This window comes from Collinsella sp. (genome assembly GCF_052346665.1).
Classification (GTDB): Bacteria; Actinomycetota; Coriobacteriia; order Coriobacteriales; family Coriobacteriaceae; genus Collinsella.
This window is the reverse complement of the sequence record NZ_DAWDUX010000004.1, coordinates 49126-65007: the sequence shown is the minus strand read 5'-3', so window position 1 is coordinate 65007 and position 15882 is coordinate 49126. Positions and strand designations below refer to the sequence as shown.

Annotated in this window: 10 protein-coding genes; 6 read left to right on the top strand and 4 right to left on the bottom strand. The window is 64.3% G+C overall.

Translation table 11 applies throughout. The annotated features are described in order from the left end of the window. The 3 genes from ACT8II_RS01535 to metK all read right to left on the bottom strand — a co-directional run. Positions 1-362 (bottom strand): peptide deformylase (locus ACT8II_RS01535; protein WP_443812862.1); only part of this gene is annotated, 362 nt, incomplete at its 3' end. Positions 363-515: 153 nt separating this feature from the next. Then, a complete protein-coding gene (gene priA, locus ACT8II_RS01530; RefSeq protein WP_443812861.1) occupies positions 516-3041 on the bottom strand; it encodes a replication restart helicase PriA in 2526 nt (841 codons plus the stop codon). 10 nt (positions 3042-3051) lie between these two features. Further along, positions 3052-4359, bottom strand: a complete 1308-nt coding sequence (gene metK / locus ACT8II_RS01525) for a methionine adenosyltransferase (RefSeq protein ID WP_443812860.1) — start codon at positions 4357-4359, stop codon at positions 3052-3054. A 171-nt stretch (positions 4360-4530) separates the two neighbouring features. Between metK and gltX the strand changes: the two genes are divergently transcribed. Together gltX and sdaAA are read left to right on the top strand one after the other, a co-directional pair. After that, a complete protein-coding gene (gene gltX / locus ACT8II_RS01520; RefSeq protein ID WP_294123510.1) occupies positions 4531-6006 on the top strand; it encodes a glutamate--tRNA ligase in 1476 nt (491 codons plus the stop codon). Positions 6007-6322: 316 nt separating this feature from the next. Next, positions 6323-7942 (top strand): L-serine ammonia-lyase, iron-sulfur-dependent, subunit alpha, encoded by a 1620-nt coding sequence (sdaAA, locus tag ACT8II_RS01515; RefSeq protein ID WP_294123507.1) that lies wholly within the window; start codon positions 6323-6325, stop codon positions 7940-7942. Here sdaAA and ACT8II_RS01510 read toward each other — a convergent pair. Beyond that, complete coding sequence (locus ACT8II_RS01510) at positions 7939-9558, bottom strand: L,D-transpeptidase (protein WP_443812859.1); 1620 nt, start codon at positions 9556-9558, stop codon at positions 7939-7941. The genes sdaAA and ACT8II_RS01510 overlap by 4 nt on opposite strands. Positions 9559-9815: 257 nt before the next feature. On the opposite strand from ACT8II_RS01510, the gene ACT8II_RS01505 reads away from it, so the two are divergent. From ACT8II_RS01505 to ACT8II_RS01490, 4 genes are all read left to right on the top strand, one after another. Beyond that, positions 9816-10505, top strand: coding sequence for a response regulator transcription factor (locus ACT8II_RS01505; protein ID WP_118653780.1), 690 nt, complete (start codon positions 9816-9818; stop codon positions 10503-10505). Between the two features lie 147 nt (positions 10506-10652). Beyond that, the gene (locus tag ACT8II_RS01500) at positions 10653-11678 is read left to right on the top strand and encodes a sensor histidine kinase (protein WP_443812858.1); all 1026 of its coding nucleotides are present in this window, start codon (positions 10653-10655) and stop codon (positions 11676-11678) included. A gap of 220 nt (positions 11679-11898) precedes the next feature. Then, on the top strand, positions 11899-12579 hold the full coding sequence (locus ACT8II_RS01495; RefSeq protein WP_443812857.1) for an ABC transporter ATP-binding protein: 681 nt from the start codon (positions 11899-11901) through the stop codon (positions 12577-12579). A 1-nt stretch (position 12580) separates the two neighbouring features. After that, the gene (locus tag ACT8II_RS01490; RefSeq protein ID WP_443812856.1) at positions 12581-15760 is read left to right on the top strand and encodes an FtsX-like permease family protein; all 3180 of its coding nucleotides are present in this window, start codon (positions 12581-12583) and stop codon (positions 15758-15760) included. Positions 15761-15882 lie beyond the last annotated feature (122 nt).

The window sequence follows — 15882 nt, the reverse complement described above, 5'->3', positions numbered from 1 at the left end:
TCGCCCTCGCGGTTAGAGGCCTCGACCACCACGTGATCGGGACGGCTGATCTCGCAATTAATGCCCGGTATGGACAGGCAGCCCTCGTTGTAAGGCACGAGGTTGTCGGACTGCTCCACAATCACCGGATTGATGAGGACGTAGGGGTCGTAATCCTTCTCGGAGGTATACTCGGTGTCCACGATGGCGAGCTGGATGGTCTCGCCCACCTGCGGTGCGGCCAGGCCGCAGCCGCCGTTCTCGAACATCTGGACCTTCATGCGCTCCACGAGGGCACGCAGGTCGGAGTTGATCTCCTCGACCTCGGCGCACTCCTGGCGCAGACGCGGGTCCGGCGACAGCACGATACCGTTGATCTCCATGGTCTTCCTTTCGTACGCGGGCGCAAACCCGCACGTATTCACCGTGTTCTATAGTACCCGCATTGCCTTGCGAGGTGATGGGCGATATGTGCGCGCGAAGCATCTCCACCGGCCCCGATGTCTCAATTTGCACCTGTCCCCAATTGAGACCCGCTACATAAGGTCATAGGCATCGACGTCGACGGCGATGCTCACACCGGGACGCGTGCCGGCGCGCGAGACCGACGCACTCAGAGCTCCGGACAAATCACAGCCATGCGGCGCCTTGACGATGATATGGAAACGATACCGGTCCTTGGCCCGCTCGATCACACACGGTGTGGGTCCTAAGATCTCCGGGCGACCTAATAGCTCGCGAGACGAAAACTCTCCGTTGGCGCTGCCGATCTCGACCGCCGGGTGCAACATGGGCGCCTCGTCCAATCCGAACTCGGCGCGGAGCTCCTCCGCGATACGCACGACCAGGCCACGAGTGGCGCGTTCGTCCTTTCCCCACACCAGCACGTTGGCGAGCCGCACGTACGGCGGATACAGGGCCTCGCGGCGCATGCCCAGGTCATGCTCGGTAAACAAGGACCGATTATGCAATTTGACAGCACGGATGACGGGTTCGTCGGGCAGGTAGGTCTGGATGACCACGCGGCCCGGGTCCTCACCGCGACCGGCGCGACCCGCGACCTGCTCGAGGAGGTCGAACGCGCGCTCCCCCGCGCGGAAGTCGGGCATCTTGAGGGCGTAGTCGGCATTGATCACACCCACGAGCGTCACCTCGGGGAAGTCCAGGCCCTTGGCGATCATTTGCGTGCCGAGCAGCACCGCGCATTCGGCTGCATCGAACTGCTCAAGTAGCTTTTGATGCGCGCCCTTGGTGCGCGTGGAATCGGCGTCCATGCGGATCACCGCCACATCCCCGGGCAGCAGCGCGCGCAGGACGTCCTCGACCTGCTGGGTGCCCAGCCCCATTTTGGCGAGGTAGCGGCTCCCACATTTGGGACAGGCGCTGCCGTACTCGGGGTACGGCCGCACGCGATAGGAGGAACCGCAGGTATGGCACTCGAGCGTGTGCGTGCGCTCATGATAGGTGAGCGCCGTGGAGCAGTGCTTGCACGTGGGAACGCACCCGCACTCACGGCACATGAGGAAGCTCGCGAACCCACGGCGGTTGTGGAGCAGCACGGCCTTCTGGCGCTTCTCCACAACCTCATCGAGCGCGTCGAGCAAAGGCTTTGAGAAGATGGAGCGGCTGCCGGAGGCGAATTCGCGGCGCAGGTCGGCAACGATGACCTCAGGCAGGCGTGCGGTGCCGGGGCGCTCGGGCATCTCGACCCGGGTCCAGCGGGCGCCTCCGAACGTGCCCGCCTCGCATCGCGCAAGCGCCTCGGCCGACGGCGTGGCGGACCCCAGCACCAGGGCGCACCCGTGGAGCCGCGCCAACCTGGCGGCAACCTCGCGCGCATGGTAACGAGGGCTGCTCCCCTGCTTGTAGCTCTGCTCGTGCTCCTCGTCGATGACGATGAGTCCGAGGTCGGCAAGCGGGCAGAAGAGCGCCGAACGCGCGCCCACCACCACACGGGCGGCACCGGAGCGCACCATGTCCCATTGATCCAAGCGCTCTCCCGCAGAGAGGCGCGAGTGGAACACCGCGACCGCGTCGCCGAAACGTGAACGGAAGCGGCCCACGGTCTGGGCCGTGAGCGAGATCTCGGGCACGAGCACGCAGGCGGAGCGGCCCTGGGCGAGGACGCGCTCGATGGCGGCGAGGTAGACCTCGGTCTTACCCGAACCGGTGACGCCGTCCACCAGGACCACATCGCCGGATGCGGTCTCGGTCGCGAGCGTGATCGCATCGAGGGCGTTTTGCTGCCCCGCTGTGAGCTCTTTGGGCGCCGCGGCGTTCGCGGAAGACAGCGTGGTCGAGCCCTCGCACCCGCGCCAGCTGCGGCGCTCCTCCACCGTCACCACACCGCGCTTCTCGAGCGCGCGGATCGTGGCGGACAGGTCGCCGTTCATGAGATTGAGTTCACGCGTAGTGACGGGTCCGCAGGAGAGTGCCTCGATGAGCTGGCGCTGACGCACGGCGCGCTCGGCGGGCTCGAACGAGCGACCCTCCCCGGTGAGGCTCACCCAGCGAGCCGTGACGGGCGTTACCGCCGGCGGTTCATACGCATACGATCCGTCCTCCCGACGCACGACCTTGCCGGCGCCACCCGGGGGCAGCAGCAGGCGCAGGCACTCGGAGAGCGGCGCCACGTATTCGCGGCTCATCCAAAACGCGAGCTCGGCGGAGGCGGTGGAGAACGCCGGAGCGGCAACGACGTCACGAACCGGCTTGATGCGCGCGGGGTCGAGGCCCTCCGCGCCCGGGAGCTCCCCCAGGGTGCCCGCGCGCGCAACCACATACCCCGCCTCAACGCGGCGCCCAAACGGCACGAGCACCGTGGCGCCCACCCGGCAGCCACCATCCAGCGCGGAAGGCACTGCGTAGGCGAAGGGCTCGGACAGCGCTCGCGCCGGAATGTCGATCACCACGGAGACATAGCCCAACACGGGCTCCGAGGCCGCCCGCGCCACGTCTCCATCGGGCACGGCCCCTCCTAGGGGGCGAAGGGCGCCCGCTTGCGCAGACGCCCCCTGATCGGCCGTATTCAATTCGGGAAAGAGCGACTCCTGACCCGCCATGCGAAGACCGCTACTCGGCCAGCCCGCACGCGGCGCGGAGCTCTGCCACGCGGTCGGTGCGCTCCCAGGTGAAGTCCTCGTCCTCGCGACCGAAGTGGCCGTAGGCGGCCGTCTTCTCGTAGATGGGACGACGCAGGTCCAGGTCGCGGATGATCGCACCAGGACGCAGATCGAACACATGCTTGACAGCCTCGGTGATGGTGACTTCGTCGACCGCACCCGTGCCGAACGTATCAACCATGATGGACAGCGGGTAACTCACGCCGATGGCGTAGGCGAGCTCGATCTCGCAGCGGTCGGCGAGACCCGCGGCAACCACGTTCTTGGCAACCCAACGCGCGGCGTACGCGGCGGAGCGGTCGACCTTGGTGCAGTCCTTACCCGAGAAGGCACCGCCACCGTGACGACCCATGCCGCCGTAGGTATCAACGATGATCTTGCGGCCGGTGAGACCGGTGTCGCCCATGGGACCACCCACCACGAAGCGGCCAGTGGGGTTCACGTAGAGGGTCGCACCCTCCCACGGGATGCCCGCGGCCTCCATAACGGGTGCGATCACGTGCTCGCGCATATCGGCCTCGATGATGGCCATGTCCTCGATCTCGGGCGCATGCTGCGTGGAGATGACGATGGTCTCGACGGCGACGGGCTTGCCGCCCTCGTAGCGCACCGTGACCTGGGTCTTGCCGTCGGGGCGCAGATACGGCAGCGTGCCGTCGTGGCGCACCGCGGCGAGGCGCTCCGCCAGGCGGCTGGACAGATAATGCGGCATCGGCATGAGCGTAGGCGTCTCGTTGGACGCGTAGCCGAACATCATACCCTGGTCACCCGCGCCGATGAGGTCGAGCGGGTCGGTGGTGCGGCCGGCCTGGGCGTCGAAGGACTCGTCCACGCCCTGCGCGATGTCGGGGCTCTGCTCGTGGATAAGGTTAAGCACACCGCAGGTGTCGCAGTCGAAGCCGAACTTGGCGCGGTCGTACCCGATGCGGCGCACGACCTCACGCGCGATGTTCTGGACGTCGATGTAGGCCTCGGTGCGGATCTCGCCGGCGACGATGACGGTGCCGGTGGTGACGAAGGTCTCGCATGCGCAGCGGACGTTCTCGAGCATGGCCGGCTGGCCGCTAGGCGCGACGTATCCCTTGGCCTCGAGCTCGGCCTCCTTCGCGAGGATGGCGTCGAGGATGGCGTCGGAGATCTGGTCCGCGATTTTGTCGGGGTGACCCTCAGTGACCGACTCTGAGGTGAAGACGAAGGAGTCTGCGCCGAAGTCGGCGGCGCGAGTCGGTTCCATGGTGGAACGATTCTCAGTTGGCATGGATGCCCCTTTCATATAGACGCCCGGCGACCGTTACCATTCCGCCGGGCATGTAGCTGAACGATTGTACCGCGCATGCGCTTTTCGCGCGCATCGTCAAGCGAACAACATGCGAACGCTATAATGGCTCTGTTTGAACGTATGCCTTCTGCAACCACAAGGAGCACGAGAATGAGCGATTCCGTCCGCGTCCGCTTTGCGCCCTCGCCCACCGGCAAGCTGCACATCGGCGGCGCCCGCACCGCCATCTATAACTGGGCCTTCGCCCGTGCCAACGGCGGCACCTTCATCCTGCGCATCGACGACACCGACCCAACCCGCTCCACCGACGAGAACACCCAGATCATCCTGCGCGCCATGCGCTGGCTGGGGCTCGACTGGGACGAGGGCCCCGAGGTCGGCGGCGATTTCGGCCCCTACTCCCAGACCGAGCGCCTGGACCTCTACAAGCAGACCGCCGAGCGCCTGCTCGCCGAGGGCAAGGCCTACCCCTGCTTCTGCACGCCCGAGCAGCTGGCCGCCGACCGCGAGGCCGCCCAGGCCCGCAAGGACCCCTTCCAGGGCTACCAGCGCCGCTGCCGCGACCTCTCGCCGGAGGAGGCCCAGGCCCGCATCGACGCCGGCGAGCCCTACGTCCTGCGCATCAAGGTACCCGAGGACCGCGGCAACGTCGTGATCAACGACGCCGTCCACGGCGAGGTCGCCTTCGACGCCAAGGAGCTCGATGACTTCGTGATCTTCCGCTCCGACGGCACGCCCACCTACAACTTCGCGACCGTCGTGGACGATGCGCTCATGGGCATCACCCACGTCATCCGCGGCGACGACCACCTCTCCAACACCCCGCGCCAGGTCATGGTCTACGAGGCTATGGGCGCCCCGGTACCCGTGTTCGCCCATATCTCCATGATCTTGGGTGCCGACGGCAAGAAGCTCTCCAAGCGCCACGGCGCCACCTCCGTGGAGGAGTACCGCGACGCCGGCTACCTGTCCGACGCCTTCGTGAACTACCTGGCGCTGCTCGGCTGGTCGCTCGACGGCGAGACCACAGTCATCCCGCGCGACGTGCTCGCAAGCCAGTTCAGCCTCGAGCGCATCTCCAAAAACCCGGCGACCTTCGATCCCAAGAAGCTCGACTGGATGAACGCCGAGTACATCAACGCGATGTCCAACGCCGACTTCGCCGACCAGATCATGCTGCCGGAGCTGCTCAAGGCCGGGCTGATTAAGGAGGGTTTCGAAGCCGATGCGGCATGGCTCGGCGCCCTTGCCGAGATCGTTCGCCCGCGCACCAAGATGCCAGCCGACGCCGCGACCGTTGCCGCGCCCGTCTTCGCCACCGCCGAGACGCTCGCGTACGACGAGAAATCCGTGTCCAAGGGCCTCGCCAAGGAGGGCATGGGTGCGGTGCTCGACGCCGCCAAGGCCGCGCTCGAGGCGCTCGATGAGTGGACGCCCGCCAACATCGACGCCGCGCTCGAGCCTCTACCCGAGGTTCTCGATGTGAAGAAGCGCCTGGTATTCGGCGCCGTGCGCGTGGCAGAATGCGGCAACATGGTGAGCCCCCCGCTCGGCGAGACCATGGCGCTCATCGGACGTGACGACTGCCTCGCCCGTATCGACCGCGCGCGCCCGATGGCGCTCTAGTCCGTCAACCTGTCCGGAACCCCACATATCTTGCCTCTGCGCTCAGCTTCACGCTGCTCAGAAATCGCTTCGAGGCAAGATATGTGGGGTTCCTGCGTTTACCCACTCGAAGCCATCGGACGGGCGCGATCGCTCCGGTGCAGCTCGCCCCGACGATTCGCTACACTTATTTTGTTGTTGCGTGATTTGAACGCTGGATGTTCGGATTCGTGATGGTCAGGGCGCGCATGGGGTTTACGCCCTGCGCGATTTCCGAGCGAAGCGAAGCTGAGCGCAAGGCGTAAACCCCATGCGCGCCCGTCGACAAGGAGAGACCATGCCCACCAAGCCGCTTTCGTTTGCGACCACCTCTGCGTTCGAGATCTTAGGGCCAATCATGGTGGGCCCCTCATCGTCGCACACGGCCGGTGCCCTGCGATGCGCTCGCGTTGCCGCGACCTTGCTCGAGGGCGAGCCCACACACGTCACCTTTACCCTGTGGAACAGCTTTGCCCATACGTACCGCGGTCACGGCACCGACCGCGCGCTCGTGGCAGGTGTCCTCGGGCTTGACACGGATGACGAGCGCATCCGTGACGCGTTCTCACTCGCAGAAGAAAGAGGGCTCGACTATAAGTTCGTCATAGGCGGAGACGACCCCTCGATCCATCCCAATACGGTTGACATTGCACTCGAAAGCTCGAAGGGATCGTCGTGCAATGTACGCGGCGAGAGCCTCGGCGGAGGCAAGATGCGCATCAGTGCGATTAACGGCGTCCACGTTGAGATCTCGGGACTGTACACGACGCTCTTCGTCGCCCACCTCGACGCCCCGGGAGCCCTCGCCGCACTCACCGGCGCCCTCGCGGAAGCCCACATGAACATCGCCTTCTGCCGCACGTACCGCACGGAGCAGGGCGGGCATGCGTATTCGGTCTTTGAGACCGATGGCGCACCACAGCATGGCGTGCTCCCCATCGTCCGTTCGCTCGACCTGGTGACCTACGCGACCTTCATCGAGCTCCCCGGCTCGGTCACTACCCTAGGTCCCGGGATTTCCGTACCCGATCTATTCGATGACGCGGCGCAGCTGCTCCAAGCGTGCGCAGAGCACGATTTGAGCATCGGGCACGTCATGCGCATGCGCGAAGAGCGCATGGTTGGCGCTGATCGCACGCGGCACTGCATGGAACGCGTGATCGAGGTCATGCACGAGGAAACGACCAAACCCCTCGTTGATCCGCAACGCTCCCTTGGGGGCTTCCTCAACGGCGAAGCACAGTGCGTCCATCACGGAAGCGCCCTGCATGCCCCGAGCCTCCTGGGCTCAACGCAGACTGAGGCGCTCGCACGTGCGATGGCGGTGCTCGAGCGCTCGGCAACCATGGGCGTCATCGTCGCAGCCCCCACCGCCGGCTCCGCGGGCGTCGTGCCGGGATGCGTGCTCGCAGTGGCGCCAAAGCTGGCACATGACCGGGATGCAATCGATGCGATGACCGAGGAAGCCCTGTATTGCGCAGCGGCAGTAGGGCTCATCCTCTCAACGTCCGCCTGCGTGGCGGGTGCGGAGGGCGGCTGTCAGGCGGAAGTCGGATCTGCAGCGGCCATGGCGGCGGCGGCGTTGGTCCAAATGCATGGGGGAACGCCCGCACAGGCGCTCGATGCGGCGTCGATCACCCTTTCCAACCTTCTCGGCCTTGTGTGCGACCCTGTGGGCGGGCTCGTCGAGGTGCCCTGTCAAAACCGTAATGCCATCGGTGTCGCGGCAGCATTCACCTCGGCTCAGCTCGTGCTCTCGGGCGTGCACGCCCTCGTGCCGCTTGACGAGATGGCAAAGGCCATGCTCAATGTGGGGCACGCCCTCCCCTCGTCGCTACGTGAAACGGCCAAAGGAGGCATCGCCGTGGCCCCCTCCGCCCTGCGTGCCTGCGACCGGTGCGGCATGTGCATGGCCTAGCTGTGCACGATCACGCAATCGCCCACTTGAATGAGGTTGTAGAGCTCCCCCGCTTTATCCGTGGGAAGGTTAACGCAACCGTGGCTACCCGCCCATAGATATGCAGTCGGATTCGTGAACACGGAGGCCGACTGCCAACTCGCATCGTGCAGACCAATGAGATTGCCCACAAACGGCATCCAGTACGCGACAGGCGAGCGGTAGTCAGGCTCACCGTCTTTATCCATATCCATGCCGATGAGCGTCTCGTTTTGACGCTTGGCATTCAAGATGTACACACCGGTGGGCGTGGCGTCCCCCTCATTCGGGTTGCCCGTCACGCAGCCACTCTCCCACAGGATATTGCCCGACGCATCGTAATAGCGGCAATGTTGCTCGGTGAGGTCGATATCGCAGTAGGCACCCCAGTCCTTCTCGCCCTTGGCCGTCCAAACGGCGGCATTCTGGAGCGTCGGGATATCGATCTCGCCCACCTGCTTATTCGCAACGGCCTCCTGCAGGAGCTTCACCAACTGCTGCTCATCGCTATTCCAACCATAGGTGCCGCCCGAGACCGTGACGACCTTGCCGTCTGGGCGCGCGTACGTCCTCTGGCAACCTATGGTATCGAGCTTGGTCTCCGCGAGATCACGTACCCACTGGGCAAGGGGTTCCGTACTCAATGTGGGCTTGAGGGACTCGTCGAACGTCATCCACTGGACAAACGTGGCCCCGTCGAGCGTAGCGACCACCGATCCGCCCATCTTCAAATCGACATCGGTTCCGATGAGGCTATTGGCTTGATCGATCGCGGCCCGCAGCTCAGACTCCGATGCCCCGCCCGCGAGCGGAACAAAGCTCCCCTCATCGAGCGTCACATTTTTACTCAGGGTCGAAATCGCCCGCAACGCGGCGACCTCAATGGCCTCCTTGTCGAGCCTTTGATTGGAACGCGCCTTTTCCAGCGTGAACTTGCCCGCATCGGCGTCATACGCTCCCGCGGCGTCGAACGTACCGGTGCGCGTCTCGTTGAACGCATCGAGAGCAGCATCCAGGTCGGCGAGGAAGGCGTCGCGGTCGAATCCTTGCGGCAGGTCGATCTGGTCGAGCGAGACCTCCTCGCCACCATCGGCACTCGATTCGACGGCATCATTGAAATCAGTATTGGAAAGCGCCTCAACCAGGCGGACCGGCCACTCAAACGGATCGTTCGCACCGATAGTGCGATCGACCGCGGCCTCGGCGTCAATCACCTCACTGGCGGACTCCGGGTCGAAGGTCCAGGTAAAGCCATCACCCTCAACCGTGAGCCTATAGCCCTCCGCGGAGGAACGAACACGTGAAATCGCAGTGTCGCGGGTCATAAGCGACACATCGGTGTCGGCAATGACCGTGTTGGGGTAGCACACGTTGCCGAACAAAACGACACCACCACCATAGGCGATAACGAGCACGGCGAGAACGACGCCGAGCGCGATGAGAACACGGCGCCCGCGAGAGCCGTTCGGCGTGCTTGCGGGCTTGTCGCGCCAGTGACCCCCGCCGGCATGCGCTGGCCCGTGGCCACCCTCGAACGATCGTCCGTCCGCACCATGGGAAAGCGACACCGGTGGCATGACGGTCGTCTTCTCTTGCATGGGCGATGGCGTGTTCTGCAGTGGCGTGTTCATCTTGAAGATCAGCTCTCATGGTAATCGTTGTCTGAACGCAGCCATTATAGCTTAGACGAGCACCGACAACAGGAGGCCAATCGCTCGCAAATGGCGAGGTATCGCTTGCGTAAACCCCACTTACAGAAGTGTCACCCCGCGTTGGCTCCACTCGATTTTACAATGGAGACACATGCCCGAAATCACCGGCACCGTTCGCATCAAACGCGATTTGGAGGCACATCTTGTCAACCCGCATCCTTCTGGTCGAAGACGACCCCCTCATCATCGAGGCTCTCACCGAGCTCCTCGTCGAGTCGGGCTATCACGTCGACACCGCGGACACGCAGCAGCGTGCCATCGAACTCGCCGTGCCCGCAGCGGGATTGCACCCCTATCAGCTCGTGCTCCTTGACGTCACGCTCAGGCAGGGCAACGGATTCGCAGTCTGCGCAGCCATCAAGGAGAACACTCCGGACGTCCCCGTGATCTTCCTCACCGCATCCGACGATGAGTTCAACACGGTCACCGGGCTTCAAATGGGTGCCGACGACTACGTTGCCAAGCCCTTTCGCCCACGCGAGCTGCTCGCCCGCATCGCCGCGACCATTAGGCGCTCGCAGCCAAGCAGACGCATCGTGGGCCTCGGGCCCATACGTATCGACACCGATCGTGCGTATGTCGAACGGGCGGGCAAGGAGCTCACGCTCTCGGCACTCGAATATCGCCTGCTGTTGCTCTTCGCTACCAATCCTGGCAAGCTCGTGACACGCGACAAGATACGCGACGCCCTTTGGGACAGCGCAGGGACCTACATCGAGGAGAACACCCTGTCCGTCTACATCAAGCGCCTGCGCGACAAGATTGAAGACGACCCCAGCCACCCCAGGCTCATCCAAACCGTCCGCGGCATGGGCTACAAGGCGGAAGGGTAACCGATGCTGTTGAGGAATCGAGAGGTCAGATGCACCCTCCTTGTCTGCCTCACCGTGACGATAGCGGGAAGCATTGCAGCGTATCTGGGAACGCTGCACCTGGTTAAACAGATTCAGAGTCAGTCTTATCTTGTCATGACGGCCATAGTGCAAGAGAGCACAACGAACGCAATCACGTTCACCTCATCTGCCGGAGCCATCGCCATGGTGGCGGGGCTTTGCACCCTCGCCACGGGGTCACTGGTCACCGGTGTCTTCATCATTACCACCCGTCATCGGTACCGTGAGCTCGCACGCATGGCGCAGAATCTGGACCGTGTTCTCGCCGGGGAACGCGACATAAAACTACGCGACATGAACGAGGGAGAGCTCGCCATTCTCTCCAGCGAGATCGACAAGGTCATCGCACGCCTGCACCTCACCGTCGATGAGCTGCAGGCAGAAAAGCTCGCCCTCTCGGACGCGCTCGCCGATATCTCGCATCAGCTCAAAACGCCCTTGACCTCCATCGCCATCAGCACCGAGCTCATCCGCGACCGTCTGGCCGAACGCGGGGACGCACGTGACATAGTCGAACGCCTGCGTCTGGTGCAAAGGCTCCAAGGGCGCGTTGAGGACCTGGTGTCCGCCCTGCTCAAGCTCGCGCGGATCGACGCCGGCGTCATCAAACTCGTGAGCGGCCCGGTCGACGCCTCCGAGCTTGTGCGCAAGAGCTTTGAGCCCCTCGCCATCGCCTTCGATATCGCTGGTGTGGATTTCTCCTCATCCGTTCAGGAGGGATCCGGATACGAGGGCGATTTGTCCTGGAGCATCGAGGCGCTCGGCAACATACTCAAGAACTGCATGGAGCACACGCCGGCAGGGGGACGCGTGACCCTGTGCGTCACGCAAGATGTCCTGACGTGTCGCATACGCGTGGAGGACACCGGCCCGGGCATCGCCGAGGCCGACCTTCCCCACATCTTCGAGCGTTTCTACCGCGGGGAACGAGGTCGTGCCGAAGACGAGCCCTCGACCGAGGTGAATCCGGCGGGAGTCGGCATCGGACTTTCGCTCGCCAAAAGCCTCGTCACGGCCCAAGGAGGCACCCTCACCGCCGAGAACGTTCGAGATGAGGCAGGCGCGGTCACGGGGGCCGCATTCACCATCGTCTTCTTCAAGACAGTCGTGTAGGGGGCAACGAGCGATTGCGGATCCACACGCTTTGTGTCACGGACCGCTTCGCTCCAGAACCGCCCTTGCGACATGCAACACCGCCCAATGCCTGCTGCCACCGCCCCCCAACGCCACGGGATCATTGCGCACGTGACATATCTGTCACCCCGCGGTCATGGCATGGAAAGGACACTCGTCCAGTATCGTAGACAAGCATCCGCCAGGCGAAAGGACGGCCATGAACATACTCGAAGTCGAGCATCTCACCCGCGTATACGGATCGGGCGACACGGCCGTGACCGCCCTCGACGATGTGAGCTTCTCCGTCGAAGCAGGCGAGTTCATCGCGATCATCGGCAGCTCGGGGTCGGGCAAATCGACCCTCATGCACCTCATGGGTGGCGTCGACCGCCCCACCTCCGGCACCGTCAAGCTGCAGGGGCAGGACATCTTCGCCCGTAGCGATGAGCAGCTGGCCGTATTCCGTCGTCGGGAGGTGGGGCTGGTCTACCAGGTCTACAATCTCATTCCCGTACTCGATGTAGTCGAAAACATGACGCTTCCCGTCCTCATGGACGGACGCACCATCAACGAGCAGCGGCTTTCGGCGCTCATGCGCGCGCTCGGCCTCACCGGTCGCGAGCACTACCTTCCTAACCAGCTCTCCGGCGGCCAGCAGCAGCGCGTCGCGATCGGTCGAGCCCTCATGAACGCCCCCTCCGTTGTTCTCGCCGACGAGCCCACCGGCAATCTCGATTCGAGAAACTCCGCCGAGATCATGAACTTGTTGAGGGCCTCGAACAAACAATTCAAGCAGACCCTCATCGTCATCACCCACGACGAGGATGTCGCGCTTATGGCCGACCGCGTGATCGCCATCGAGGACGGCCGCGTCGTGAGTGATGAGCGGAGGATCTAACATGCTGACGAACCGCGCCCCTCACGCCGCATCGGACGCGGCGCGCACTTCCCCACTCGCCTCGCATACCGGCATCTTCTGGCACTTCGCCGCCCGCTCGCTCAGGCTCAACCGCACGCGCACCGTTGTCTCCATCATCGGCATCGCCCTGTCGTGCGCGCTCATCACGGCCATCTTCACGAGCGTCGTCACCCTGTACGGCGGCCTGCTCAAAGCTGAAATCGTCACTGACGGCACTTGGCAGGTCGAACTGGTGAACGTGCCCGAAGACGAGCTCGAAGCCGTGCATACCGACGCGCGCGTGGAGGAAAGCTATGATCGCATCTCATACGGCGATGCCCTCATGCCCAAGAGCTTTGAGGGGTACTGGGGCCGCTACCTGAGCGTACAGGAATGGCCCACGGCGGACGCCGTGGGAGATCTCAAGCCGCTCCCCACCATCCCCGAGGGCCGCGCGCCCGAGGCCGCCGACGAGATCGTCCTCGACCTCGACCTCAAGGGCATGACCGTCGAGAACGGCAGACAACTCTACGACACCCCGCCCTCGACCGTTAAGGACGCTGACGCCCCGCGTGCCAGCTGGGACGGTGCCCTCGAGATCGGTAGCACCATTGAGCTTGCACTCGGCCAGCGTATGTTCGTGGACGCCGAGAGCGGCACGGAGATTCCCTGCCTCTACGACGAGTCGCTCTATACCACCACGACCGATAAGGGCGATGTGATCAGTGAGTACCTGGCCGACATCGAACCCGCTCGGACGTACAAGGTCGTGGGCTTCTATGCACCCAAGAACGCGCAAGCCATGGACGTGTGGGGCTACTCCCTGCCTGGATATTTGGGCTTCGTCTCCTCGTCAGACCTCCCGGTGCGTCAGACGAGCGTGTACCTCACCACCAACCTTACCAGTCGCGCCGCGATCGACAAGTTCATCGGGGATTACACCGGCCTCGACCACGCCCTCTTCAACGGCGGCAATCGGGGCGACCTCGAGAACATGACCGTAACTGGCCAGACCGTCGCGTATTCGCATGACTCCCTCCTGCGCTACCAGGGTATGACGGACGACCGCTCCATCTGGGGAACCCTCTACACGCTTGCCGCGATCCTCTCAACCGTGGTGATCGTCGCCTCCATATCGCTCATCTACAACTCCTTCGCCATCGCGGTGTCCGAGCGCACCCGTCAGTTCGGGCTGCTGTCCTCGCTCGGAGCCAGTAAGCGCCAGTTGCGCCGCACGGTCTACGCCGAGGCACTCATGCTCGCCGGCATTGGCATCTCCATAGGCCTGGCCGTCGGGCTCGCAGGCACCTTCGTGGTGTTCAACGTCGCGGGCGAGGGCATAGGCATGCTCATCGACCAGGAGGCTTTCGCCGGCACGGGTCTCACCTCCATCACCGTGAACCCCATCGTGCTAGCCGTCTGCGCCCTGCTGGCACTCGTGACGGTGCTCGTCAGTGCCGCCATTCCGGCGTGGCGCGCGAGCCGCGTGTCCGCCGTGGACGCCATCCGCGCGAGCCGCGATGTGCGCCTCACCCGCCGTGAACGCCGCGGCATACGCGGCATGGGACGAGCCGCACGCACCGGAGCTCACGCACACCCCATCGCGCGCACCCTCGACGGCCTGCGCCTTCGCATGGGCGGCGTGCCGGCGCTGCTCTCCCATCGCAACCTCACGCGTGCCAGCTCCAAGGGACGCGTCGCCGTCGCCTCGCTCGCAGTCTCCGTCGCGCTCATCATCATTTCCGGTGGCATCTCGCACTACCTCGGCTTTCTCACCCAAGTGGTCGACAGCGGCGGTGGCGATATCGAGGTGAACCTCAGCCGCATGCTGACGGACGAAGAGACCACCGCTGACGGCGTCGCCGCGATAGACCAGGCGTATCGAGAGCTCGGCGGCGCGAAGACCGCTACCGGCAACGGCTACATGATCATGAGTTCGCTCTTCGCCAGCTTCGACGCCGGCATGATCGACTACGACGAGCTGTCCAGCCAAAGCGACCAATACGATATGCCCGACCGTGGGCAGACGGCGGACGGCACCGTGTACGCGCCCACCTCGGTCCTGTTCGTCGACGAGGACTCCTGGCGCGAGATCCTCGAGGCCAACGGGCTCGACGAGGCACGCTACGACGACCCCGACAGCCCCGTGGCCGTAGCGCTCAACGGTACGCAAACCAACGACGGCAGGCGCTATTCGGTGCGTGACCTGTTCGAGGGCACGGGCTCAGCGCGTATCTTCACGAACATCTCGACCGTGGAGGACACCTCGCTCGTCGAGGTTGGAGTCGAAGATAGTGCCCCCATCGTGCGCTACGAGGGCTACGGCAGCGGCGACGAGGCGCGCTACGACGAAGACGGCAACCCGATCTTCCGCAACGTGACCCGCCCGCTCGAAGAGGTTCTGCTCGATTCGTACGACCTGCCCGTAGGCGCGATCGTCAAGACCTTCCCCGACTCCATCAAGTCCTACGCGTCCATCTGGCCCACCCTCGTGCTGCCCGTGAGCGCCCTGCCCGCGCTGGCAGCCAACACGGAGGACGTGAAGACCGACGTCGACACCGGCAGCCTCGCCGCGCCCTTCGCGTTCCACTCGGCGCAAGGGTCGTACGGCAATGCGATGTACGCCTACCTCTCCTACGACGCGGAGGACTCGCGCGCCGCCGAGACCGAGATGAACACGATGGTCGCCAGCGACTTGAGCGGATCCGAGTGGTACACCACGCACCTCACCAACAATGCCGAGAACGTGCGAACCTCCCATCTCATGGCCGAGACCGTGCAGCTGTTCATCACCTGTTTCATCCTCATCACCAGCGCCATCGCCGTGGCCAACGTATTCAACACGCTCACGAACTCGATCATCCTGCGCCGACGCGAGTTCGCCATGCTCAAGAGCATCGGCATGGGCAACCGCGCATTCTGGCGCATGATCGCACTCGAGTGCCTGTCCTACGCATGGCGCGGGCTTGCCCTCGGGCTCGCACTCGGCGGCATCGTGACGTTCTTCATCTACCAGGCCATGATGATGAGCTTTGCGGGGCTTGACTTCGTGGTGCCCGCTGGCTGGGTATTCGCCGCCGTTGGCGTGGTCGTGCTCGTGCTCGCGCTCTCGACCATTTACGCTTTACGGAAGTCAAGTGTCGGGTCCATCGTGCAGACCCTGCGCGAGGACGCCATCTAATGAGCGAGGGATGCGCCGGGGGTGGGCGCGCCGAGCATTCCACGCGCATCCTCAAATGTGAGTGATGCGCAGGCTGCACCCGCCTCCTTCGCCCCACGACCGTATCAACACGACGAAAGGAT

What these genes read in the sequence shown, in the direction of transcription:
- priA (WP_443812861.1), bottom strand. Translation starts at nt 3,041, where the DNA reads ATGGCGGGTCAGGAGTCGCTCTTTCCCGAATTGAATACGGCCGATCAG.
- metK (WP_443812860.1), bottom strand. Translation starts at nt 4,359, where the DNA reads ATGCCAACTGAGAATCGTTCCACCATGGAACCGACTCGCGCCGCCGAC.
- gltX (WP_294123510.1), top strand. Translation starts at nt 4,531, where the DNA reads ATGAGCGATTCCGTCCGCGTCCGCTTTGCGCCCTCGCCCACCGGCAAG.
- sdaAA (WP_294123507.1), top strand. Translation starts at nt 6,323, where the DNA reads ATGCCCACCAAGCCGCTTTCGTTTGCGACCACCTCTGCGTTCGAGATC.
- ACT8II_RS01510 (WP_443812859.1), bottom strand. Translation starts at nt 9,558, where the DNA reads ATGCAAGAGAAGACGACCGTCATGCCACCGGTGTCGCTTTCCCATGGT.
- ACT8II_RS01495 (WP_443812857.1), top strand. Translation starts at nt 11,899, where the DNA reads ATGAACATACTCGAAGTCGAGCATCTCACCCGCGTATACGGATCGGGC.
- ACT8II_RS01490 (WP_443812856.1), top strand. Translation starts at nt 12,581, where the DNA reads ATGCTGACGAACCGCGCCCCTCACGCCGCATCGGACGCGGCGCGCACT.